The organism is Roseateles sp. (assembly GCF_036404855.1).
Classification (GTDB): Bacteria; Pseudomonadota; Gammaproteobacteria; order Burkholderiales; family Burkholderiaceae_C; genus Pelomonas.
Genome location: NZ_DASWYS010000223.1, coordinates 1 through 21,961 on the forward strand (window position 1 = coordinate 1; position 21,961 = coordinate 21,961).

24 protein-coding genes are annotated in these 21,961 nt (G+C 69.0%); all 24 read right to left on the reverse strand.

The genetic code is table 11. The features are described from left to right. Window positions 1-367 (reverse strand): PAS domain-containing protein (locus VGF12_RS14800; protein WP_331176808.1); only part of this gene is annotated, 367 nt, incomplete at its 3' end. Between the two features lie 5 nt (window positions 368-372). Further along, complete coding sequence (locus VGF12_RS14805) at window positions 373-1,833, reverse strand: nickel-dependent hydrogenase large subunit (protein WP_331176809.1); 1,461 nt, start codon at window positions 1,831-1,833, stop codon at window positions 373-375. Window positions 1,834-1,837: 4 nt separating this feature from the next. Then, window positions 1,838-2,848: a HupU protein gene (locus tag VGF12_RS14810; RefSeq protein ID WP_414710099.1), complete on the reverse strand. Its 1,011-nt coding sequence runs from the start codon at window positions 2,846-2,848 to the stop codon at window positions 1,838-1,840. 2 nt (window positions 2,849-2,850) lie between these two features. Further along, window positions 2,851-4,290 (reverse strand): sigma-54 dependent transcriptional regulator, encoded by a 1,440-nt coding sequence (locus VGF12_RS14815; RefSeq protein WP_331176848.1) that lies wholly within the window; start codon window positions 4,288-4,290, stop codon window positions 2,851-2,853. 10 nt (window positions 4,291-4,300) lie between these two features. Next, on the reverse strand, window positions 4,301-6,049 hold the full coding sequence (locus VGF12_RS14820; RefSeq protein ID WP_331176811.1) for an enoyl-CoA hydratase-related protein: 1,749 nt from the start codon (window positions 6,047-6,049) through the stop codon (window positions 4,301-4,303). A 17-nt stretch (window positions 6,050-6,066) separates the two neighbouring features. Then, window positions 6,067-7,119, reverse strand: a complete 1,053-nt coding sequence (hypE, locus tag VGF12_RS14825) for a hydrogenase expression/formation protein HypE (protein ID WP_331176812.1) — start codon at window positions 7,117-7,119, stop codon at window positions 6,067-6,069. A gap of 73 nt (window positions 7,120-7,192) precedes the next feature. Next, window positions 7,193-8,341 carry a hydrogenase formation protein HypD gene (hypD, locus tag VGF12_RS14830; RefSeq protein WP_331176813.1) on the reverse strand — a complete coding sequence of 383 codons (1,149 nt, stop codon included), beginning with the start codon at window positions 8,339-8,341 and terminating at the stop codon, window positions 7,193-7,195. Window position 8,342: 1 nt separating this feature from the next. Next, window positions 8,343-8,570 (reverse strand): HypC/HybG/HupF family hydrogenase formation chaperone, encoded by a 228-nt coding sequence (locus tag VGF12_RS14835; RefSeq protein WP_331176814.1) that lies wholly within the window; start codon window positions 8,568-8,570, stop codon window positions 8,343-8,345. After that, entirely contained in the window at window positions 8,561-9,703 is a 1,143-nt protein-coding gene (locus VGF12_RS14840) for a carbamoyltransferase HypF (protein WP_331176815.1), read from the reverse strand. Before VGF12_RS14840 ends, VGF12_RS14835 begins: the two co-directional genes overlap by 10 nt. A gap of 5 nt (window positions 9,704-9,708) precedes the next feature. Beyond that, window positions 9,709-10,686 (reverse strand): hydrogenase nickel incorporation protein HypB, encoded by a 978-nt coding sequence (hypB, locus tag VGF12_RS14845; RefSeq protein WP_331176816.1) that lies wholly within the window; start codon window positions 10,684-10,686, stop codon window positions 9,709-9,711. Window positions 10,687-10,696: 10 nt separating this feature from the next. Beyond that, the gene (locus VGF12_RS14850; protein ID WP_331176817.1) at window positions 10,697-11,044 is read right to left on the reverse strand and encodes a hydrogenase maturation nickel metallochaperone HypA; all 348 of its coding nucleotides are present in this window, start codon (window positions 11,042-11,044) and stop codon (window positions 10,697-10,699) included. After that, on the reverse strand, window positions 11,037-12,152 hold the full coding sequence (locus VGF12_RS14855) for a hypothetical protein (RefSeq protein ID WP_331176818.1): 1,116 nt from the start codon (window positions 12,150-12,152) through the stop codon (window positions 11,037-11,039). Before VGF12_RS14855 ends, VGF12_RS14850 begins: the two co-directional genes overlap by 8 nt. Then, window positions 12,149-12,619, reverse strand: a complete 471-nt coding sequence (hybE, locus tag VGF12_RS14860) for a [NiFe]-hydrogenase assembly chaperone HybE (RefSeq protein WP_331176819.1) — start codon at window positions 12,617-12,619, stop codon at window positions 12,149-12,151. Before hybE ends, VGF12_RS14855 begins: the two co-directional genes overlap by 4 nt. Before the next feature lie 74 nt (window positions 12,620-12,693). After that, the gene (locus VGF12_RS14865) at window positions 12,694-12,915 is read right to left on the reverse strand and encodes a rubredoxin (protein ID WP_331176820.1); all 222 of its coding nucleotides are present in this window, start codon (window positions 12,913-12,915) and stop codon (window positions 12,694-12,696) included. Beyond that, window positions 12,912-13,778 (reverse strand): hydrogenase expression/formation protein, encoded by an 867-nt coding sequence (locus VGF12_RS14870; protein WP_331176821.1) that lies wholly within the window; start codon window positions 13,776-13,778, stop codon window positions 12,912-12,914. Before VGF12_RS14870 ends, VGF12_RS14865 begins: the two co-directional genes overlap by 4 nt. Before the next feature lie 17 nt (window positions 13,779-13,795). After that, window positions 13,796-14,296: a hydrogenase gene (locus VGF12_RS14875; protein ID WP_331176822.1), complete on the reverse strand. Its 501-nt coding sequence runs from the start codon at window positions 14,294-14,296 to the stop codon at window positions 13,796-13,798. After that, entirely contained in the window at window positions 14,293-14,628 is a 336-nt protein-coding gene (locus VGF12_RS14880; protein ID WP_331176823.1) for a HypC/HybG/HupF family hydrogenase formation chaperone, read from the reverse strand. Before VGF12_RS14880 ends, VGF12_RS14875 begins: the two co-directional genes overlap by 4 nt. A 2-nt stretch (window positions 14,629-14,630) precedes the next feature. Next, the gene (locus VGF12_RS14885) at window positions 14,631-15,299 is read right to left on the reverse strand and encodes a HyaD/HybD family hydrogenase maturation endopeptidase (RefSeq protein ID WP_331176849.1); all 669 of its coding nucleotides are present in this window, start codon (window positions 15,297-15,299) and stop codon (window positions 14,631-14,633) included. Between the two features lie 20 nt (window positions 15,300-15,319). Next, a complete protein-coding gene (locus tag VGF12_RS14890) occupies window positions 15,320-15,655 on the reverse strand; it encodes a HigA family addiction module antitoxin (protein WP_331176824.1) in 336 nt (111 codons plus the stop codon). Between the two features lie 7 nt (window positions 15,656-15,662). Then, a complete protein-coding gene (gene cybH, locus VGF12_RS14895) occupies window positions 15,663-16,397 on the reverse strand; it encodes a Ni/Fe-hydrogenase, b-type cytochrome subunit (RefSeq protein ID WP_331176825.1) in 735 nt (244 codons plus the stop codon). A 26-nt stretch (window positions 16,398-16,423) separates the two neighbouring features. Further along, window positions 16,424-17,032 carry a HupE/UreJ family protein gene (locus VGF12_RS14900; RefSeq protein WP_331176826.1) on the reverse strand — a complete coding sequence of 203 codons (609 nt, stop codon included), beginning with the start codon at window positions 17,030-17,032 and terminating at the stop codon, window positions 16,424-16,426. Window positions 17,033-17,061: 29 nt separating this feature from the next. Then, window positions 17,062-18,918, reverse strand: coding sequence for a nickel-dependent hydrogenase large subunit (locus tag VGF12_RS14905; protein ID WP_331176827.1), 1,857 nt, complete (start codon window positions 18,916-18,918; stop codon window positions 17,062-17,064). 14 nt (window positions 18,919-18,932) lie between these two features. Next, window positions 18,933-20,021, reverse strand: coding sequence for a hydrogenase small subunit (locus VGF12_RS14910; RefSeq protein ID WP_331176828.1), 1,089 nt, complete (start codon window positions 20,019-20,021; stop codon window positions 18,933-18,935). A gap of 226 nt (window positions 20,022-20,247) precedes the next feature. Continuing rightward, on the reverse strand, window positions 20,248-21,840 hold the full coding sequence (locus tag VGF12_RS14915; protein WP_331176829.1) for a methyl-accepting chemotaxis protein: 1,593 nt from the start codon (window positions 21,838-21,840) through the stop codon (window positions 20,248-20,250). Window positions 21,841-21,961 lie beyond the last annotated feature (121 nt).

Genomic DNA, 21,961 nt, shown 5'->3' on the forward strand with positions numbered 1-21,961 from the left:
GGCTGCGGTTGGCCATCACGGCCCGGGCGCGCTCCACGCTGGCCTCGTCTGCCAGCAGGTCGTACAGCGAGGTACTCCGCAGTTGCTGATCGCTGCGGCCCACCAGATCGCACAGCGCGGTGTTGGTCTCCTCGATACGGCCCTGCGCGTCGCAGACCACCAGCACGTCCGACATCGCCGACAGCACGCTGAAGATGAATTGCTGTGACTGCTCCAGCTCGGCGTTCTTCTTCTCCAGCTCGATCTCGTCGTGCACCAGCTGCGAATACACCTCGTCCATCTTCTGGATCACGTCAACCCAGGCGGCATCGTCCATGCCTTGTGGTGGCACGGGCGGCTGGGCGTCGAAAGGCGGGCGCGGCGGCATGTCGCTCAATGCACGGTGCAGACCATGCACGGGTCGAAGGAGCGCACGATGTGCTGCACGGCCACCGGCGTGTCCTCGCCGTCCCGCACCGGCGCACCGACCAGGGCCTGCTCCAGCGCGCCGGGCGTGCCCGCGGCGTCGCGTGGCGAGAAGTTCCAGCTCGTGGGGGCGACGATCTGATAGTTGGCGATGCGGCCGCCACGCACGGCGACCCAATGGCCCAGGCTGCCGCGCGCCGCCTCGTTCAGGCCCATGCCCTCACCCTCGTCGGGCAGTCGGACCTCGTGGCAATAGGGCTGTTGCGACTGCAACGCCTGCAGCCAGACCTCGATGCGCGGCACCACGCGCGCCAGTTCCAGCGCTCGAGCCAGCACGCGCGTGAAGACAGTGCCGCCATGCCGGCGCACGGCGTCGTGCACCAGCGGGTGGCCAGCCGCGAGCTGGCGAGCGATGGCGCCGGTCTCGACGACCTGGCCGGCCAGACGTGGCGCCTTGTTCCAGGTGTAGGCGCCGGGCTTGTCGGCGTCGGGCTCGGTCAGGCCCTCGCTCGGGTGACGCGGGCCACCGGCGTCCGAAAGCCAGGCATGCGTGGCGTCCTCGCGAATGGCCGCGGTGTTCACCGCCTGCAGGTGCTGCAGCGCGGCGTCCCACACGCCGGCGGCAAAGGCATGGCCACCGCCGGGCTGTGGATAGGCGCCATAGCTCAGGTAGCGCCCCGGGCCGGGCCCGAGCGCAGCCAGCGCTGGGTCCAGCATGGTGCTCAGGAACAAGCGGAAGTCACCGCGTGCGGGTTGCTGCGCATGCCAGGCCCACAGCGCCGCCTCGTCGGGCAACGCGTCAAAGGCCTCCAGCGCCATGCCGCCAAAGAGCTCGCGCTCCAGGAAGCCACGAAACTCGCGCACACGCGCCAGCAGCCGCGTGCGCTCGGCGGGCTCCACGGCACGCGACGATCCGCCGGGCTCCAGGCCCTGCGTGTGCGGCCATTTGCCAGCCAGCGTGCCCAGCAGCTCGAACCAGCGCGCTCGCGCGGCGATGGCTTTGCGCACCTGCTCGCCACGGTCGGGCAGGAAGCGCGCCACCGCATCCTCGTGCCAGGGGCGGCCCGCGTAGGCGGCGCGCGCGAAGTCCGGCATGAAGAACAGGTAAAAGTGTGTCAGGTGGTCGGCCAGGTTCTCGATGGCCAGGATGGTGTTGGTCACATGGCGACCGTTGGGCGGCATTGCCACGCCGGCAAGGTCGGCCAGCGCATGGGCAGCCGCGACGGACTGGGACACTGAGCAGATGCCGCAAATGCGCGGCACGAACACCAACGCATCGTGCGGCACCTTGCCCTGCAGGATCTGCTCGAAGCCTCGGTACATCGGCGAGTTCACATGCGCTGCGCGCACGCGGCCGTCGGCGATGTCGAGCGTGACCTCCAGATCACCCTCCACACGGTTGAATGGACCAACGATCAGCCTGGCCATGCCATCACTTCAGCCTTGTGCGCCGGATCGCCGGCGTGACGACGCGATGATCGGCCGTCGCGTTGATCTTCACCCGCTTGGGCGTGGCCGACTTGGACAGTGACGCCAGTGCCACGAACCAGGCCTTCGGCATGTCGGTGGGCAGGCCGATGGGGATGCCGGCGATCTTGGGGGTCTCATGGAAGGGATGGCCCGGCTCCTGGAAGCCCGGCTCCGTGCAGGCGATGCAGGCATAGCCACCCCGCGTACAGGACCCCTCACCGTTCCACAGCCGCGTGTTGCAGTCGGCATGAACCTGCGTGCCCTTGCAGCCCATGTGCTCCATCATGCAGCCCAGGTCGGACGGTTTCTCGGCACTGGCCTTGAACTCGTAGAACTCGTTGCGCGTGCAACCGTGGTGCACCAGCTGGTCGGCATACAGGCGCGGCCGACCCAGCGCATCCAGCGCCCCGGCATCCAGCTCACCCGCGGCCAGTGCCATCAGCGTATCGACGACCCACCCCGGGTGCGTGGGGCAGCCCGCCACGTTGACGACCGGCAGGCCCTGCCTGGACCGGAAGGCGGCGCCGAGCAGGCCACCGATGCGCTCGTCCTCGTACTGCAATCCACAGGCGTCCGTCGGGTTGACTCCGCCAGCCGTGACACCTCCCCAGGCCGCACAGCTGCCGATGGCCGCGACAACGCCAGCCCGCTCAGCCAGCCGCTGAACCCAATCGATCATCGGCAGTCCGGTGCCCGCCAGGACGTGAAAGCGGCCCGTGCCGTTGGGGCCCCGCAGCAGCGCGCCCTCGACGCACAACGCGTCAAGCCGGACACGGCCTTCCAGCACATCGTTCAGCAGGGCGACGACGTCGCCGCCGCTCTCCAGCGATAGCGACGGATGCCACAGCAGATGGATGCCCGCATCACGCAACTGACCGTGGAAGTCGGTCGTGTCGGCGCACAGCAGCGACATGCTGCAGCCGCCGCAGCCGCCGGACTGCAGCCACAACACGTTGAAGGGTTCGCGTGCCACGTTCAATCCTCCAGCCCGAAGCGCTTCATCTTGCCGCGCAGGCCCACCCGCGACAGGCCCAACTCCAACGCGGCGCGGGTCTTGTTCCAGCGTTGGCGCAGCAGCGTCTCGCGCAGCAGCATGGCCTCCACGGCATCCAGCCGCTCGGCCAGCGTGCCGCTGGACGGCAATGCCAGCGCCTGCGCCTGCACGCTGCGGCCCGCCTGACCCTGCAAGACGCGCGACGAGAACGCGGCGGCGGTGATCTCGTCGCTGTCGCTCAGCGCCACGGCGCGCGAGATCTCGTTGCGAAGCTCCCGGATGTTGCCGGGCCAGGGATAGGCCAGCAGCGCGGCCAGAGCGTCGTCGCTCAGCGTTGCCTGCGGATGGCCCAGTGCCGGTGCCACGTCGGCCAGCACGCGACGGGCAATGGGCGCAATGTCCCCGCCACGCTCACGCAGCGGCGGCAGGGTTAGGGTGACGCAGGCGATGCGGTAGTAGAGGTCTTCGCGGAACAGCCCGTCGCGCACGCGCTGCTCCAGGTCGCGGTGGGTGGCAGCGATGACACGCACGTCCACCGGCACCACGCGCGTCGCGCCCACGGGTCGCACCTCGCCTTCCTGCAGAACGCGCAACAACCTCAGCTGGAAGGCCGGCGACGTCTCACCGATTTCGTCGAGAAAGACCGTCCCGCCGTCGGCGCGCTGGAACAAGCCCACGTGGTCATCGAAGGCACCCGTGAAAGCGCCACGCTTGTGCCCGAAAAGCTCTGACTCGAGCAGTGTGTCCGTCAGCGCGGCGCAGTTCTCCACAACGAAGGCGCCGCCCGCGCGGGGACTGGCGTAGTGCATCGCGCGCGCCAGCAGCTCCTTGCCGGTGCCGGACTCGCCTTGGACCAACACACTCAGGTCCACACGTGCCATGCGCTCGGCCAGTGCGCAGACCGCGTCCATGGGGCTGCCAGGCACGCGCTCGATGCGGTCGAAGTCGAAGGTGGCGCGAGCGCGCGCCAGTTTGCGCTCGGCCCGCTGGCGAAGCACCGGCGTGCTGGTGCGCAACTCCAGGTCCAGACGGTGCATGTCTCGCTGCAGCGTGCGCGCTTCGGCGGCGTTGCGCACGGTGCCCAGCAGATGCTCGGGGATCCAGGGTTTGAGGATGTACTGGTAGATGCCTGCGTCGTTGATGCCGGCAATGATGTCCTCGGAATCGGTGTAGCCCGAGATGACGATGCGCACCGTGTCCGGCCAACGCTCACGCACCTCTTTCAGGAAGGCCACGCCGGTGAGGCCGGGCATGCGCTGGTCGCACAGGATGACGCTGACGTCCTGGCGCTCCATGTGCACGCGGGCCTCGTCGGCACCGCTGGCGGTAAGCACGGTGAAGTCCTCGTCCAACGTGCGGCGCATCGCGTCCTGGGAGCGCACCTCGTCATCAACCACCAGCACGCGCGGCAGATCCACCATCGTGCTCACGTCAGCCTCCGGCGCCGCGGTGCACGGCGAGATGGCGCGGCGTCCACGCTTGCGGCAACTTATGGACGAAGTGGTAGCGCGCCACGTGGTAGCTGGGATCGAAGCCGTAGAAGTTGCGGTGCATGCGGGAGAGTTCGTCCTGGCGGTACTCGGCGAGCGGGCGGCGTGCCTCATCGGCAATTCGCGCGACCTGCTTGTCGGCGACGCGCCGCGCCAGATTGTGCGACACCGCCAGGGCCAGCGCCCCGGCCACGGCCTGCGCTTCGAAGGCCGTAGGGTCCGCGTCAACGCAGCGGTCGATGAGCCCCAGCCGGGCGGCCTCCGCCGCCCCGAGCGGCAATCGTCGCTGCATCAGGGCACGCGCACCGTCGGCACCAAGCCGACGCGGAAGCAGATAGGTCCAGTACTCCGAGCCGTAGAGGTTGCCCATGTTCTTGTAGTGCGGGTTCAGCACCACGCCGCGATGTGCCCAGACCTCGTCGGCCGCCAGCGCGAGGAAGGCGCCGCCAGCGCCCGCATTGCCGCGCAGCGCGGCCACTGTCAGCCGGTCCGTCGTCGTGATCAACTCGAGGGCGACGTCGTCCATTGCATTGATATTTCGCCAGGACTCGTCGGCCGCGCTGTCGTCCGGCCGATGCGCGGCCGCCTCGATGCAATTGAGGTGGATGCCGTTGCTGAAGAAGTCGCCCCCCCCGAGCAGCAGCAGCACGCGGGTGTCACGGCGTCTGACCTCGCGCAGCGCGGCCAGCAATCGCTCGCACTGTGCGGTCGACATGGCGCCGTTGTGGAAGTCGAAGGACAGGCAGCCCACCCGGGCACCTGGCGGCCCCAGCTCGCGGTAGCGCAGCTCGCCCCACTCGTCGTCGGGCCGCTCCAGCGGCGCAGGCCGCTCGGGCAGCCGTTCGGCCTGCGCGGCAAAGGCCAGTGCTGCCGGCAGCTTGAATGGCGCGCCATCGCCGCATGCCGACGCCGCGCGGGCATGGCCTATCCACACTGCACCGTCGATGGTGCGGCGCAGCAGGGCGCCATCACGCCGCGCCAGCAGCTCACCCGGCGCGCCTGGGGGCAGCGTGGCCAGCACTGCCGTGCTCGCCGCGTGGCCGTCGCAGAGATGGCAGGGCAGGCCGAACAGCTCGTCGGCCACGCCGGGCTGGCCGTCGGCGCTGCGCAGCTTGGCGAGCACGCGGTCCGTGCCGTCCCGCAGCCAGTCGATGCGCCGCGCCGACTGCGGCATCGCCGGCCGCCACGTCCCGGCGAGCGCGGCCGCTGCCGTGGGCGCCCTTGCGCCCCCTTCGGCGAAGCGCGTCACCGCGCGCAGCACCGCCTGCACTGCCGCCTCGGCCACCTCGCGGCGGTAGAGACTGCCCTTGGGGGCGGCACGCATCGCCACGCAGGCATGGTCCCAGACCGGACCGGCGTCGAACTCGGCATTGGCCTGCAGCACCGTGACACCCCAGTCCTGGCGCCCTTCAAGCACGGCCCAGTCCAGCGCAGACGGACCGCGGTCCCCCGGCGGCCCGGGATGGACGACGAGACACGGCAGCCGTGTCCACACGGACGCCGGGATGCGCCGCTTCAGGAATGGCGCGACGACCAACTGCGGCCCGAACAGTTCGACCGCCTCCTCGGTGACGCGTTCGGCAATGTCGAACTCAACGGACAGGGTGTGCCCGAGTGCGCCAAGCTCGATGAACAGGCGCTGCGTCAGGCTGTTGAAGCCGTGGCACAGCAGCAGGATGCGCAGCGTCATGCCGATCCCGATCAGGCCTAGCAAATGCGCGGCAATTGCTCACCGCTGAGCCAGTCGACGACACGCCGCCCGCCGAAACGCGTCGCCATCTGCACGAAGTGGTGGGGGTCGTCCGTGACGCTGCCGATGCGCACTGCATCGGCGCCACGCGGATGCGCGCGCATCGCCGCGAGCACCGCCTCGGCCGCCTCGGGAGCGCAGGCCGCCACCAGCTTGCCCTCGTTGGCGACATAGAGCGGATCCAGTCCCAGCAACTCGCAGGCTGCATCGACCTGGGGCAACACTGGGATGGCCGCCTCGTCAAGCAGCATGCCAACACGGGACTGGCGCGCGATCTCGTTCAACGTCGTCGCCAGCCCGCCCCGCGTCGGGTCACGCAGCACGCGCACCCCGCCCGGGGCGGCATCCAGCATGGCCGCCACAAGCGTGTGCAGCGCGGCGGAATCGGAGGCGATGGTGGTCTCGAACTCCAGCGACTCGCGCTGCGACAGCACGGCCACGCCGTGGTCGCCGATCGTGCCGGACAGCAGCAGCACGTCGCCAGGGCGGGCGTTGGCGCCCCCCACGTTGACGCCAGGCGGCACCACCCCAAGGCCCGTGGTGCTGATGAAGACACCGTCACCTTTCCCCTTCTCGACGACCTTGGTGTCACCCGTGACGACCGGCACGCCCGCCTCGCGCGAAGCGGCTGCCATCGACTCGACGATGCGCTTCAGGTCGGCCAGGGGGAAGCCTTCCTCCAGGATGAAGCTCGCCGTCAGGTAGAGCGGCCGGGCGCCGCACATCGCCACGTCGTTGATGGTGCCGTGCACGCTCAAGGCGCCGAGGTCGCCGCCGGGGAAGAAGAGCGGCGAGACCACATGGGCGTCGGTCGCCATCACGAGGCGGTGGCCGGCCGGGATCTCCAGCGTGGCGCCATCGTTTCCCTGCTGCAAGAACGGGTTGTCGAACGCCTTGACGAACAGCTCCTCAATCAGCTGTGCCGCCGCACGGCCGCCCGCGCCATGACCCATGTCTACGCGGCCGTTGCGGATGTCCAGCGGCCTTGTGTAGTCCTTGCGCGCGTTCATGAATGCACCTTTCGGCCTTCGGCTTGTCCCGCCAGACGGGAGCGAGTTTGCTTGGGATGGTCCGGCACGGCGCTCATGCGGCCGCCTCAACCCGGACGGGGATGTCACGGAAGCGCCCGTAGGAGTAATGCGCCGCGCAGGCCCCCTCTGACGACACCATGCAGGAGCCGACCGGGTTCTCCGGGGTGCACACCGTGCCGAAGATCTTGCAGTCGGTCGGCTTCTTCACGCCGCGCAGGATGGCGCCGCACTCGCAGGCCTTGTTGTCAGCCACCGATTGGTAGCCCAGCTCGAAGCGACGCTCGGCATCGAAGGCCGCGAACGCGGGCCGGATCTTCAGCGCGCTGTAGGGCACCTCGCCCAGCCCGCGCCACTCGAAGCTGGTACGCAGCTCGAACACCTCGGACACCAGCTCCTGCGCCGTGAGGTTGCCCTCAGGCGTGACCGCGCGGGTGAACTCGTTCTCGACCTCGGCGCGTCCGTCGTTGACCTGGCGCACCAGCATCAGCACGGCTTGCATCACGTCCAGCGGCTCGAAGCCGGCGATCACCACCGGCTTGCGGTACTCCTGCGCGAAGTGGTCGTAGGGCGCCGAGCCGATCACGATGCTGACATGCGCCGGGCCGATAAAGCCATCGATAGGCACCGTGCCGTACTGGCGCACCTCTGGGCTTTCGAGGATGTGGGTAATGGCCGACGGGGTCAGCACGTGGCAGCACAGGACGCTGAAGTTGGTGAGGCCCTCGCGCTGGGCGCTGCGGATCGCCAATGCGGTCGGCGGCGTGGTGGTTTCGAAGCCTATGGCGAAGAACACCACTTCGCGCTGCGGATTCTGGCGCGCGATCTGCAGCGCATCGGCCGCGGAATACACCATGCGGATGTCGCCGCCGCGGGCCTTGGCCTTCACCAGCGACAGGCCGTCGGAGGCAGGCACGCGCATCGTGTCGCCATAGGTGCAGACGATGGCGCCACGCTCCAGTGAAAGCCGGATGGCCAGGTCGATGCGGCCAATGGGCAGCACGCAGACGGGGCACCCCGGGCCGTGCACCATGCGCACGTTGGGCGGCAGCAGCTCGGCGACGCCGTAGCGGGAGATGGCATGGGTGTGGCCGCCGCAGAACTCCATGAAGCTGTATTGCCGGTCCGGCAGGGCTTCGGCCAGCAGCCGGTCGGCGATCTTGCGGGCGATGTCGCCATCGCGGAACTCGTCGATGTATTTCATCTCAATGGCCCTGACTGGCGGAGAGCTCGCCGAACATGCGCAGCGTGCGTTCTGCCTCCTCCGGGTCGATCTGCCCGATCGCATGACCGACGTGAACGATCACGTAGTCGCCGACCGTGGCGTCAGGAACGAGCGCAATGGAGATTTCCTTGCGAATGCCGCCCAGCTCGACGAGGGCTTGTGCGCCGGGGCGAATCTCGATCAGCCGGGTGGGGATGGCTAGGCACATCGGGAGCTTTCGATGGATGAGGCCGGGCGCAGCCCGGCCAGTTGGTGCGCAGCGACCCAGGCCTGGCCCAGTGCCAAGCCGGCATCGCCGCAACTCGTGGAGCGCGGCGTCAGCACGCGCAGGCCCTGCGACACCAGCCGTCCCACGAGGTGAGACGTGAGCACCGCGTTGAAGAAGCAGCCGCCGCCGAGGCAGACGGTGCGGGTGCCGGCCTCGCGCGCGGCCACCGCCGCCCAGTCGGCCAGCGAATGCGCCAGCGACACGTGGAACCAGGCCGCCGCCTCGGCCACGCCGGCAGGCGGCGTGTCGAGCAGGCGGCCCAGCAGCGGGCGCAGGTCCAGGCACTCCAGCGCCGTTGGATCGACCAAGCTTTCGCAAGGTTCCACCGGGCGCTGGGCCCAGTGCTGCGCGGCCAGCGTCTGAAGCGCGATGGCGGCCTCCGCCTCGTGGACTTGGCGCACGCTGATGCCGAGCGCGCCGGCGGCAGCGTCGAACCAGCGGCCGGCGCTGCTGGTGACGGGGCAGTTCAGCTGCGCGGCGAGCATGCGTTGCACGCCCTTCGCGGCAGCCGCACCGACGACGGGGGCGAAGCGCGCTGCGATACCGTCGCCCTGCCCCGCCGCCTGCATGGCGGCGGCGGCCATGCGCCAGGGCTCGCGAGCGGCCACGTCCCCACCCGGCAGTCGCAGCGGCCACAGCCCGCCCAGGCGCCGCCACTCGCCGGGCGACACCCACAACAGCTCGCCTCCCCAGGCCGTGCCGTCCGTCCCCAGCCCCACGCCGTCCAACGCCAGGCCGATGACGGGCTCGTCCACGCCATGGTCGGCCATGGCAACGCCGATGTGGGCGTGGTGGTGCTGCACGGCGATGGCCGGCACGCCCCATTCGGCGGCCAGTGTCTGCGCCAGCCGGGTGCTGAAGAAGTCGGGATGGAGGTCGTGCGCAACGGCTGCGACAGGCTCTGGCGCCTGCGAGGCCAGCAGGCGCACGGAGACATCCAGCGCGCGGCAGGCCTCAGGGTCACCCAGGTCGCCATGCACCGGCGACCATTGGGCGCGGCCATCGGCCAGCAGGCAGGCCGCGTTCTTCAGCCAGGCCCCGCAGGCAAGCACGGGCGGCAGCTCGGCGCGCATCGCCTTCAGCCCTTGAGACTTGCGCGCGCCTCGGCCAACTCGGCCTCCAGTGCGGCGACGCGGGCGCGCAGCGCTGCCTGGCCGTCATCCGGCGCCGCGCGCTGCAGCAGCCACGACAGCCAGGCGTCCATCCCCTCGCCGGTGGTGGCCGAGAGCTGGATGATCTCCAGCGTGGGGTTCACCCGCCGCGCCGCATCGATGCAGCGCTGCACATCGAAGCGCAGATGCGGCAGCAGGTCGATCTTGTTCAGCACCATCAGCTCCGAGGCCGCGAACATGTCCGGATACTTCAGCGGCTTGTCCTCCCCCTCGGTCACCGACAGCACCACAACTTTGGCCGCCTCTCCCAGGTCCCACAGCGCCGGGCAGACGAGGTTGCCGACGTTCTCGATGAAGAGCAGGCTGCCGTTAGCCTCGTCATGCCCGTGGTGGTGGTCGTGATGATGCAGTTGCGCGAAGGCCTCGGCCACCATGGGCGCGTCGAGATGACAGCCCTTGCCGGTATTGACCTGGATGGCCGGTGCGCCGGTGGCGCGGATGCGATCGGCGTCGAAGCTGGTCTGCTGGTCGCCCTCGATGACGCTGGTCTCGACCTGCGGGGCGCGCGCCTTCAGCGCCTCGATGGTGGCGCACAGCAACGTCGTCTTGCCGGATCCGGGGCTGGATAGCAGATTGAGCGCCGTCACGCCGTGCGACTCGAAGTGGCGACGATTGCTCTGCGCGATGCGGCGGTTCTCGCCGAGGATGTCGGCCTCAAGCTTGACGGTGCGCGCCTGGCTCATGCCTGGCACCGACACGCGCGCCGCGCCGGCGCCAAAGTGCAGATCGCCATGCCTGGGGTCCACATGAACGTGGCCGTGGCCGTGGCCATGTTCATGGCCGTGATCGTGATCGTGATCATGGTCGTGGTCGTGGTCGTGGTCGTGGACCTGGACCTTCACCGCGCCATCGCCGCTCTCGGCGCATCCGCAAACCACACACATCATCGTCTCCTCATTCATCTTCAACCAACAGGTCCACCACGCGCAGCTCGGTCCCACCGGTGGGCTGCAGTTGGTGACTTGCACATCGGGGGCAGGGGTCGCCGCGGCGGGCCAGTGGCACGGTCGCGGCACAGGGCAGGCACCAAGCCTGGCCCTCGGGTTCGTCGATGGCGATGACGGCACCGTGCAGCACCGTACCCGGCGCGATCGCCTCGAGCGCGAAGCGCAGCGCGCGCACCTCCACGCCGGCCAACCGGCCGGCTTCCAGACGCAGGCCCGTCACACGCCGGAACCCCTCGCGCCGGGCCGCATCCTCGACCAGCTTCAGGATGCCGCCGGCCAGGCTGGCCTCATGCATGAACGCTCTCCTGCTTCATAGGCTGCGACTCCACCTCGAAGCGCACGCAGGGATCGTAAGCGGCCATCAGGGCCGCGATGCGATGCTGCCCCTCCTGGCTGGGCGCCGCGGGGAGGCCTTCCAGCGCACGGGCCACGGGACCTTCGGCATGGAAATTCCATTCTGTGGGCGCCAGCACGCGGTAGCCCGCCACGACCCCGTCCAGGCGCGCATGGTGCACCAGCAGGCCGCGCGCCATTTCCACCCAGGCCAGCCCCTCGCCAGCGGCGATCGGCTGTGCGCCGAAGCTCAGCCAGGCGCTGCCGTGGCCCGGCGCGTCGGGTAGCGTCAGCCGCGCCAGCTCCGCCAGGCGGGTGCCCAGCCGCTGCCAGGGTGTCGCCGGAAGCGGCCTCGCGGCGTCATTCAGGCGCGTCCAGGTGCCCGTCTCCGCACAGTCGTCCTGCCACCGTGGCCGGCGCGTGAAGCCGGCGTCTTCGGACAGGCTGCGCGCCAGCTGACGCAGCGACACCGTACCGGCATGCGCATGCAGCGGTTCGGCCGCCGCGACGGGCCAGTCGGCCGCCGGGCGGACTTCACGCACGAGACGCTGCAACCAGCCACTGCCGGTCGCGCTCCATTCGGCCCACCACCCAGGCTGGCGGTTCCAGCGGTCCAGCCAGTCCTGCGCCGGCATGCCCAACAGTTGCCGCTCGAGCCATCGCTGCGTGTCGGACAGGGGCGCGCCCGCGCCGCGCAGCGCGGGGCAGGCGCGCAGGGTCTTCAGCGCCGACGCGGCGATGACGTCACGCGATGCGGGCAGGGCCAACGCGACCGGCCAATCCAGCCCGATGCGGCGCACGTGCTCGCACAGCGTCTCGTGCTGCAGCGAGCGCTCGGCCTCGGGCTTCCTCGAGGCGCCCTCGCCCGCTGCCGCGTTCAGCGCCATCTGAGCGCACAACCGATGCGCGTGACCACACAGGCTGAACAGGCTACCCAGCAGCCCGGGAACATCCTCGGCCGCCTTGCCGCGCACCAGCGCCTCCGCGAGGTCGGGGCGACGGTTCTCCACACTGCGCGGCCGGGCTTCACCCGGACGCAGACGCAGCACGCCGGTCAGTGCGTCGATCATGCGCGCCCCTCCACGGCTGAACGGCCGAACAGGAAGCCGCGGCGCGCGTTCGAAACCGGCGCCACGGGCCGCAGCTCGGCGAGCACAGCCGTCGCGGTAGCCCGCGCCTGAGCCTGGCTGCCGTACTCGAACATCGGCGAGGCCAGCGAGCAGGCCTCGTAGGCACCAAAGCCCGGCTCGTGCGCGGAGATGAACTCGAAGCCGACGCCTCCCACTTCGCGCTCGCGCATCCGCCCCACGCCCCCGTCGGTGGTCTGCAGCGGCAGCCACACGAGATTCATGAACCAGGGCGTCAGCAACACGCCCACGGCGGCCGGCGCTTCACCCGGTTCGACCGCCACCGGCTCGAAGCCCACGGCTTCAACACGCAGTTCGCGGTTCAGCACCGGCACACCCGCCATGCGGGTGACCTCGACGTGGCGGAAGAGCGCCTCGAGCGCCTCGACGCGAGCGACGAGCGGGTTCACCGCTGCCGCATTCGCGCCGCGCGCGGCCACGCCAAGTGGTGACTGAGCGCATTCGGACTGCCTTGCGATCCTCATCACGTGGCGCCCCCCGCCAGCACCATGAACTGGTCCGCGTCGCCGTCGCATTGCGGGCAGCGCCACCAAGCCGGCAGATGGGTGAAGGCGGTGCCGGGCGGCACCTGCCAGACCTCGTCGCCCAGCGCCGGGTCGTAGACCCACCAGCAGATCTTGCATTCGAGTCGCGCGTCGGCCGGCAGCCGCGCTGCGTCGCCCAGATAGCTGCCCTCGAAGCTCATCCCTGCTCCACCCACGCCAGCACTTCCTGCAGGCGCTCATGCGAGTCCTGCAGATCCTCGATGGCGGCCTGGGCCACCTCGGGCAGCTCGCTGACCTCGACGGCATTGAGGATCACCAGGTCCTGAGAGTTGTAGTAGACGACACGCCATGTGTTGGGACGGCAGGTGTTGGTGATGCGGCAGTTGCCATAGCCGCGCGAGAGAATCAGCACGCGCCCGGTGCCAAGGTGATGGTCGAGGAAACCGATGTCCTCCATGGACACAGGCAGCAGCGTGAGGTTGACCACATGCGCCGGCTGGCCCGGTCGCCAGACGCGCCAGTGGTCCTCGAGCTCGGCCAGCAGTGCGGGCGCGTTCTGTACATTGGGTGGCAGCCCGCCCTGCCAGCGCGGCACCTCGGCCACGACATCTTCGCGAGCCACCTGCTTCAACACCTCCGGGATGTGGCCCAGCTCGATGACGTCGGAGACCACCCGGCCATGAGCCGTCGTCACGACGCGCCAGACACCGGCGAACACAGCCTCCTGCACCCGCACCTCACGCCGCTCGTCGCCCGACGGCTGCACGACGGCGCTGACTTCGCCCTCGCCGAGCACCTGGTTGACGAGCGTCAGGTCGGCTTCGGCCAGCCCGATCAGGTCCACCACGCGGTTGCCACCGCCCTGGCAGACTGCCCCGAGTTGGGCCAGGGTGTCGCGCAGCGCTGCGTGGGCCTGGTGGTTGGCTGCCATCTGTTCGGGCTCGGGCAGCAGTGGGGCGCGGAAGGTCTCCATGCCCTGAGGCATGGGCATGTACTCCAGCGTGTCGTCCTCGACCTGGCTGCCGGGGCCGATGCTGCGCACGGGGATGGGGAAGTCTTTCATGTCGTGTCCGTTCAGGGTCAGTGGCAACCGCCGTCGGAGGACCCGGCGCTGACGAGCGGGATGCCGATGGTGGGCGGGCGAGAGATGGGCGCGGCGAGTGCGGCTTCGGCCTTGCTCAGGAAGTCGTCCCAGTCGTGCATGCCCGGCAGCGTCGTGACGTACTGGCCGTCGCGAAGGAACAGCAGCGTGGGCCAGCGCTGCGAGCCGAAACGGCGGGCCAGCGCATCCTCCTGGTGGCGGTGGACGATGCCCACCTCAAAGCGGCCGGGCAGGCTGCGCTGCAACTCGGGCAGCACGACGGCCACGTCTTGCCCCTCGGGGAAGCGCACCGCATCGCCGGCAAACAGCACGACGCGGTCGCCGCCCCGCGCGGCCCAGGCGTCGATCGTGTCGGCATCCACCCAGGTGGCGCCGCAGACGTCGGCCAGACGAGCGACCAGCGGCGAGGTGTCGGGCAAGGCCTTGGGTGCCTGCACGGGCAGACTGACCCGGGCTTCGGTGGAAGATTCAGCGGTCATGGTGTGGGCTCCTTCGTGTCCTGGGGATGGTGCTGGCCGGACATCGCCAGCAGCTGGTCGCGGGTCAGTTGAGAGGGCAGCGCGAAGCCAGCGTCCGCGCCACCGCCCTCGCCGGCCTGCACGGCGATCAAGAGGTCCAGCGTGGTGTCTACCTCCCGCGCCCGCTCGGCGCTGATGCGCTCCTGTGCGCTGTCGAGAAAGACCAGCAGCCAGTCACCCGGTTCGGGGTCGCCGATCAGCGCCGTGCGCACGCGGCGCCGCTCGCCGCGACCGACGCAGATCGCATGGCCCGGCTCCAGGGCCAGCACCTGCATGGGAATGCCAATGCACATGCTCAGTTCCCTTCCCGCGCGGGCATGAATCGGTCGTCACCGGTGCGGCAGGCGATCTCCTCCGGCGGGCGTTGCGATTCATAGCGGCCCAGCGCGAGTTCGGAGAAGGTCACCGTCTCGACATCGCTGAGCGGGCGCTGGCGCGGCACAGGCCGGGCGCCCCAGCGCCGCAGCGTGTCCACGCCGAGCGCCAGCGCGTCCTCCAGCGCCTGCTTCACCACCGGCCGCAGGCTGCCACCATAGTCCTCGATCTCCTCGGGCTGGCAGCCAATCAGCAAGACCTCCCTGGGGTACCGCTCGGTCAGCACCGCCAGCATCAGCACCTCCTGGAAGCCGGTCTGATGCAGGCTCATCTTCTTGGCACCCATGAATCGCGGCACGTCATCGTTCGCGACGAGCTTGAGCTCTCCTGGTGCAAGGCCATAGTCGATGGCATCGAAGATCAGCAGCCGGTCTGCCTGCTGCACATGCTGCACGAGGTAGAGGCCTTGCGTGCCTCCGTCAATGAGCTGCACGTGCGGCGCGAACTCGTAGCGCTGCTGCAGCGTCTCGATGCAACGCACGCCGAAGCCCTCGTCGGCCCACAGCACGTTGCCGATGCCAAGGACGCAGACAGTTTCGGCACTGTCACCAGAGGGGTGACAGTCACTTTCGGACGGAATGGGGCTCATGGGTTCCATGACGAAACGAATCAGGGTTGGGGAGAGCGGCGCGACAGCGCGCGCATCTGCTTCCAGGCGTGGAAGCTGTCCCAGGCGGACTGCATGGCGAGCAAGAAGGCGGCGTCGCTGCCGAAGACGAGGGCACAGCGCAACGCTGTGTCTGGTGACACCCCGCGCTGGCCATGGACGATCTCGTGCAACCGGCGGCGCGACATGCCAAGACGCCGTGCCGCGTCGCTCTGGTTGATCGCCAGCGGCGCCAGGTAGTGGCGCTGCAGGAAGCGGCCGGGGTGGGGCGGCAGGCGCACCGGAACGCCCGCGGGCGGTTGCCGCAGGTGCCGTCCGGTGTGCTGATCGACGCCCACGCCGCCCTCAGTCCTTGAAGGTGCGATGCCCGGAGATCATGGTGCTGACCACGCTGGAGCGTCCCATGATGTCCTCACGAATGGCCGCGTAGACATGCAGGATCACGAAGATGATCAACGCCCACATGCCGAGGTGGTGCCAGGTGTGCACGTCCTGAGACTGACCGAACAGCGGGATGACCCAGCCGAACAGCTTGTCCTGCCATGAACCCATCTGCGCACCTTCCGCATACAGCGCGAAGCCGGTGACGATCATGAACATCGTCAGCACGAAGAAGCCGAAGAACATCGCGAAGCGCGCCAGCGGGTTGTGGCCCACGTAGCGGCCGGGCCGCGCGCTGATGAAGGCGTACCACTTCACCATGCCCCAGATCTCGATCCAGTAGGCGCGCTGGAACAATGGCACCCAGAACAACTCGCGGGCATGGTGGTTTCCCACCACAGCCCAGTACAGCCGGCCCAGGATGCCCACGGCAAGCAGATAGCCGGCCGCGAAATGGGCGAAGCGGATGTAGCCCATCAGGTAGTTCGCGCTGGCCTCGCCCGGCTGGGTGGGCAGCGGCGAGCCGATGAAGTACCCGGTAAGCGCCAGCACCGTGATCGCCAGGGCGTTGATCCAATGCCAGACGCGGACCGGTGCTTCGTAGACATAGACGGACTTGATGGACCGGGCCTCGGCGACGGCGTGTTCGTCGTCCGCCGGGTCATGGCCCAGGCCGCGGTGGGTGGTGGTGTTGGACATGGCGGTGGCCTCCTGCGGCAGCCGGCTCAGAGGCGCCCGGCCAGCATGGCCAAGCCGCTGACGCCAACGAAGGCTGCAGTGGCCCGCCAGGCCCAGCCGCGGCTGCGCTGCAGCCAGCCCCCGGCCGTGAGGCCCGCGCCGTGCAGCAGCGCCGACGCCGCCATGAAGCCCGCCGCATAGCCCGCGAAGGACTGGCCCGGCGCCAGTTCCGCGCCATGCGCCATGCCGTGCATCGTGGCGGCCATGCCGACGAGGGCCAGGCCGGCCGGTACCGGCAGCCGTGCCGCCGGGTGGCGCGCCGCGACCATCAGCGCGCCCAGCGCGACGACGGAGACGGCCACAGCGGCCTCCAGACCGGGCAACATCAGCCCGACCTGCGGCAGCGCGGCGCCAAGCAGCAGCATGGCAAGGAAGACAGCCGGGCCAGCCAGGCGACGCCCGGCCGGCAGCGCGGCGGCCGACCACACGCCGACCGCGGCCATGGCCAGCAGGTGGTCGAAGCCGGAGAAGGGATGGAGGAAGCCGTCCACGAGGCCTTGAGCGTCGTGCCCAGGGTGAGCGTGTGCCGCGCCCGCCGCCAGCAGGGCCAGCGTGGCGACGCCGCTACGGCGAAGCAGGATCTTGATGTCGTGCATGTCGTTGTCTCCTGTTCTTGTCGTCGTGTTCAGCGCACCTTGACGCTGGTGAGTTCCTGACCATCCGGGCTCATCACGTGTGTGGAGCAGGCCAGGCAGGGGTCAAAGGAGTGCAGCGTGCGCAGGATCTCCACCGGCTGCTCCGGGTTCACCATGGGCGTGTTCATCAGGCTGGCTTCGAAGGCGCCGATCTGGCCCTTGGTGTCACGCGGGCTGCCGTTCCAGGTGGTGGGCACCACGCACTGATAGTTCTCGATGCGGCCGTCCTTGATCTTGATCCAATGGCCCAGCGCACCGCGCGGCGCAGCCACCGTGCCGACGCCCTTGGCCTCCTTGGGCCAGGTGGACGGGTCCCATTTCTCGACGTTGGCCGTGGCGGTGTCGCCAGCCTTGATGTTGGCGATCATCTCCTTGTAGTCGTCCAGCATCATTTCGCCGCAGTACTGCGACTCAAGCGCCCGGGCCAGCGTGCGGCCGATGGTGGTGGGCAGCAGTTGCTTGGCCGTGTAGTCGGTCGTCGGCAGGCCCAGGGCTTTGGGGAAGTCGGTGTTGATGATGCGGGCCGAGCTCTCGACTTGCTCCTTCACGCGCTGCGAGTACTTGTGGCCCTTGAGCGCATGGGCGTATCCCAGGATGTAGCGCGACAGCGGGCCGACCTCCACCGCGTGGCCGCGCCAGCGCGGGGATTTGATCCAGGAGTACTTGGCGCTCTCGTCCAGCTCCTTGATGTCGGTGCGCGTGCCCTTGGTCTTCTCGCCCAGCACGTAGTTGGGCTCGGTGACACCGTCCCAGGGGTGCAGGCCGCGCGACTCGTCCGCGTACTTGTACCAACTGTGCGGCACGAACTCCTGCACCTGCTCGGGATCCCGCGGATCGACCGGATGGATCTCGTCCCAGTTGCCGTTCAGGATGGCGCCGCCCGGCAGTTGCTGCGTGTCGTGCTGGCCCATCACCTTCTCGTAGGTACCGTAGTCCATCACGTTGGTGGCGGCCAGCCCCCCCCCATGCAGCCAGCCGGCCTGCTTGTAGATGGTGCCGATGGCCAGAACGTCCGGGATGTAGACGTTGTTGTTGAACTCGATCATTTCCCGGATGCGGGCCTCGACAAAGTTCAGACGCTCCATCGTGATGGGAGCACCGACCGCACCGTTGCCGTCGATGTTGATGGCGCAGGGAACACCACCCACCAGGTAGTTGGGGTGCGGGTTCTTGCCGCCGAAGATGGTGTGCACCTTCACCCACTCCTTCTGGAGGTCCAGCGCCTCCAGGTAGTGGGTCACCGCCATCAGGTTCGCCTCGGGCGGCAGCACATAGGCCTTGCTGCCCCAGTAGCCGTTCATGAAGGGGCCGAGCTGTCCGCTCTCGACAAACTTCTTGAGCCGGTTCTGGATGTCGCGGAAATAGCCCGGCGACGACAGCGGGTGCGACGGCGACACCGTCTGCTGCAACTCGCTCGTCTTCTTGGGGTCGGCCTTCAGTGCCGAGACGATGTCCACCCAGTCAAGTGCATGCAGGTGGTAGAAGTGCACCGCATGGTCGTGAACCTGCAGCGTCTTGGCCATGATCTCGCGGATCAGGTAGGCATTCTTCGGGATGGTGATGCCCAGCGCGTCTTCCACCGCGCGCACCGAGGTCAATGCATGGCAGCCCGTGCAGACGCCGCAGATGCGCTCGACGAAGGCCCAGGCGTCGCGAGGATCACGGCCTTTCAGGATGACCTCCAGCCCGCGCCACATCGTGCCTGTGGAGACCGCGTTGCGGATGACGTTGTTGCTGTCGACGTTGACTTCGCAGCGCATGTGGCCTTCGATGCGCGTCACCGGGTCGACGACGATGCGCCGCCCGGAGTTGTCCATCTTGAAGCCTTGAGTTTCGTAAGCACCCATGTCTTGTCTCGCTCTCAGACCTTGGTGGTCGTGTCGTTGTTCTGCTCGCGCTTCTGCGAGGCGCGCTTGATGACCGACGCGGCGGCATGCGCCACGGCGGCGGCGCCCACCACGCCCGCGGCCGCGCCGCCCACCTGGTCGGCGTTGGCCTCGATGCCGAACTGGTGAATGTCAGTCAGCCGGTTGTAGAAAGAGCCCTTGTCCCAGAAGCCGTCCTCCGAGCAGCCAATGCAGCCATGACCCGCCTTGATCGGAAAGCTCGTGCCCTCGTTCCACTGCACGGTGGAGCAGGCGTTGTAGGTGGTCGGCCCCTTGCAGCCAACCTTGTAGAGACAGTAGCCCTTGCGCGCCGACTCGTCGTCGAAGTGCTCGACGAACTGGCCCGCGTCGAAGTGGGGCCGGCGATAACACTTGTCGTGGATGCGCTGGCTGTAGAACATCTTTGGCCGGCCCTGACGGTCCAGCTCGGGAATGCGGTCGAAGGTCAGCATGTAGGTGATGACGCCGGTCATCACCTCGGCGATGGGCGGGCAGCCCGGCACCTTGATGATGGGCTTGTCGAAGATCACCTTGTGGACCGGCGTGGCCTGCGTCGGGTTGGGCTTGGCCGCTTGCACGCAGCCCCAGCTGGCACAGCTGCCCCAGCTGATGATGGCCTTGGCGTCCTTGGCGACATGCTTGAGCTGGTCGATGAAGGGCTTGCCACCGATGATGCAGCTCATGCCATCCTGGTTCAGCGGGGGGTTGCCCTCCACGGCCAGGATGTAGTTGCCCTTGTACTTGGTCATGATCTCTTCGAGGATCGCTTCGGCCTGGTGGCCGGCGGCAGCCATCAGCGTGTCGTCGTAGTCCAGCGAGATCATCGAAAGCACCACGTCCTTGGCCAGCGGGTGCGCGGAGCGGATGAAAGACTCGGAGCAGCAGGTGCACTCCAGGCCGTGCAGCCACAGCACCGGCGTGCGCGGCTTGGTCTCCATCGCGTGGGCGATTTGAGGCACGAAGGCCGGGCCGAGACCCAGCGACGTGGCGGTGAGCGAGCAGTACTTCAGCAGGCTGCGGCGTGAGATGCCTTGCCGGCGCATGACCTCGTAGAAGGTTTCCATCTGGGCTTGTCTCCTTGGCCTCTGTTGGGTGTTGTCGGTAGCCGCCCCTCGGCGGATGACGGAGTGCTTACAAGTCGCGCGCCAGCTCCGGCGGGTCCAGGGAAAACACTGAACGAGACTTGCAAGCCCTTGATCCGGCTCAACAAAAATCGAGCACCGGGCGCAACGGTTCGACACCCCTGCAAACGACGCTTCCATCGCGTCACCTGCAATGGAAGCAGCGCTTTCAGTCCAGGTGCCAGACGGCGATGGCCGCCTGAAGCCGCGACGTCTCCTGCCGCGCCGCGGTGCTGGCCTCGACGCTGTCGCGCGCCAGCGCGGCGTTGAGCCGGGTCGAGTCGTCCAGCGCACGCAGCCGCTCGTTGATCTGCTGCACGCCTTCGGACTGGGCCTGCGCGGCCTGACGAATCTGCGCCACCTGTTCGCCCAGCGCACGCATGCACTGCGCAGCGCCGTCGACCTGCGCGGCCATGTCGTGAGCCAGCCTCAGCCCCGCCTCGGTCTTCTCGCGCGACTCACCGCTCAGCGCGCGGATCTCCTGCGCCGCGTCACCGCTGCCACGCGCCAGCGCTCGCACCTCGGCGGCCACGACGCTGAAGGTGCGGCCCAGCTCCCTGTCGCGGCTGGCCGCCGCGGCCGCGTTCAGAGCCAGGATGCCGGTCTGCACTGAGATCGCGTCGATGCGGCCGCTGATCTCGGCAATGCGCTCGCCAAAGGCGGAGATGTCCTGCATCGACGCTTGGAGCGTTCGCGCCATGGCGCAGGCACCTTCCGTTTCCGCGATGGCCTGTCGCGAGGCCTCGTGGGCCAGGCGCGCCGACTCTGCCGTGCCCGTGCTCAACCCGTCGATGGCCGCCGTGTGACGGGAGGCGTCGCCGACGTCGCCCGCCTGCTCGGCCGAGCGCCCCGCCAGCCGCTCGGCGCCGTCCGCCAGCCCCGCCACCTGCACGCCGACCTGCTCGGCGTGATCGTGCGCATCGCGCAGTACTGCCGCCATCTTGGCGACGAGCTGATTCAGCGCGCAATTCAGATCGCGCAGCTCGCCAGCGCGCGGGCTGTCGTCGAAAGGGCGGTGGATGTCGCCGCCAGCAATCGCGATGGCCGCGTCACAAGCCACGCGCAACGGCCGCACGATGCGGCCCTGAAAGTACACGGCAATGGCGCCCGAGGCCACCATGCCCAGCAGGCCGCCGGCGATGGCCCAGGGTCGCCAGCCCCCCAGGGCCGCCAACACCGATGCAGCGAGCTGCGGCACGAGCGCAGCGCCCACCACCATCGCGAACAGCAGGGCCAGCAACCCGGCCGAGCCCTGCACGCGGCGCTGCACCGGCAGGTCCAGCGGGTTGCGCAGCGCATGCAACCATGTCGCCAGGCCGGTCTCGACGAGGCGGCCCTGGCGGATCTCGTGCTGCATGCCACCGCCGGCCTGCCAGGCCTGGTAGACGGCCTCCGCGCGGGCCACTTCCTGGTCCGAGGCCGGAAGTTGGATCGACGTGTAGCCCACCGCAGCGTCCCCGCGCCGCGCCGGGATCACGTTGGCCTGGACCCAGTAGTCGCGGCCATCACGGTGGCGGTTGCGGATCAGGCCCGTCCATGGCTGGCCGCGGCGCAGTGAGGCCCACAGATCGGCGAACACGCGCGAGGGCATGTCGGGGTGGCGCACCACGCTGTGCGGCGCCCCGACCACCTGTTCCGCCGCCAGGCCCGAGGCACGCTGGAAGGCGGAGTTGGCGTAGGTGATGCGGCCCTGCGCATCGGTGACGGTGACGATGGGCGCGCCGCCCGCGCCGGCGGCTGCGGGGTACGGTGTGTGAGCCACGGGGAAGTCTCCGGATCTGCTTGTTGTCAGAAGCCGCCACGCAAGCTCTGCGCCCGCATGGCCGCACCGGGGACAGCCGGATGCGTCGGTCACGCCGATATCGGAGCGGCATCGCAACTGG

Coding starts and splice junctions, on each gene's coding strand:
- hypB (WP_331176816.1), bottom strand. CDS start 10,686: ATGTGTGTGGTTTGCGGATGCGCCGAGAGCGGCGATGGCGCGGTGAAG.
- VGF12_RS14885 (WP_331176849.1), bottom strand. CDS start 15,299: ATGAGCCCCATTCCGTCCGAAAGTGACTGTCACCCCTCTGGTGACAGT.
- VGF12_RS14880 (WP_331176823.1), bottom strand. CDS start 14,628: ATGTGCATTGGCATTCCCATGCAGGTGCTGGCCCTGGAGCCGGGCCAT.
- cybH (WP_331176825.1), bottom strand. CDS start 16,397: ATGTCCAACACCACCACCCACCGCGGCCTGGGCCATGACCCGGCGGAC.
- VGF12_RS14875 (WP_331176822.1), bottom strand. CDS start 14,296: ATGACCGCTGAATCTTCCACCGAAGCCCGGGTCAGTCTGCCCGTGCAG.
- VGF12_RS14850 (WP_331176817.1), bottom strand. CDS start 11,044: ATGCATGAGGCCAGCCTGGCCGGCGGCATCCTGAAGCTGGTCGAGGAT.
- hypD (WP_331176813.1), bottom strand. CDS start 8,341: ATGAAATACATCGACGAGTTCCGCGATGGCGACATCGCCCGCAAGATC.
- VGF12_RS14815 (WP_331176848.1), bottom strand. CDS start 4,290: ATGGTGGATCTGCCGCGCGTGCTGGTGGTTGATGACGAGGTGCGCTCC.
- VGF12_RS14805 (WP_331176809.1), bottom strand. CDS start 1,833: ATGGCCAGGCTGATCGTTGGTCCATTCAACCGTGTGGAGGGTGATCTG.
- VGF12_RS14905 (WP_331176827.1), bottom strand. CDS start 18,918: ATGGGTGCTTACGAAACTCAAGGCTTCAAGATGGACAACTCCGGGCGG.
- VGF12_RS14835 (WP_331176814.1), bottom strand. CDS start 8,570: ATGTGCCTAGCCATCCCCACCCGGCTGATCGAGATTCGCCCCGGCGCA.
- VGF12_RS14900 (WP_331176826.1), bottom strand. CDS start 17,032: ATGCACGACATCAAGATCCTGCTTCGCCGTAGCGGCGTCGCCACGCTG.
- VGF12_RS14855 (WP_331176818.1), bottom strand. CDS start 12,152: ATGATCGACGCACTGACCGGCGTGCTGCGTCTGCGTCCGGGTGAAGCC.
- VGF12_RS14865 (WP_331176820.1), bottom strand. CDS start 12,915: ATGAGCTTCGAGGGCAGCTATCTGGGCGACGCAGCGCGGCTGCCGGCC.
- VGF12_RS14870 (WP_331176821.1), bottom strand. CDS start 13,778: ATGAAAGACTTCCCCATCCCCGTGCGCAGCATCGGCCCCGGCAGCCAG.
- VGF12_RS14910 (WP_331176828.1), bottom strand. CDS start 20,021: ATGGAAACCTTCTACGAGGTCATGCGCCGGCAAGGCATCTCACGCCGC.
- VGF12_RS14840 (WP_331176815.1), bottom strand. CDS start 9,703: ATGCGCGCCGAGCTGCCGCCCGTGCTTGCCTGCGGGGCCTGGCTGAAG.
- VGF12_RS14820 (WP_331176811.1), bottom strand. CDS start 6,049: ATGACGCTGCGCATCCTGCTGCTGTGCCACGGCTTCAACAGCCTGACG.
- hypE (WP_331176812.1), bottom strand. CDS start 7,119: ATGAACGCGCGCAAGGACTACACAAGGCCGCTGGACATCCGCAACGGC.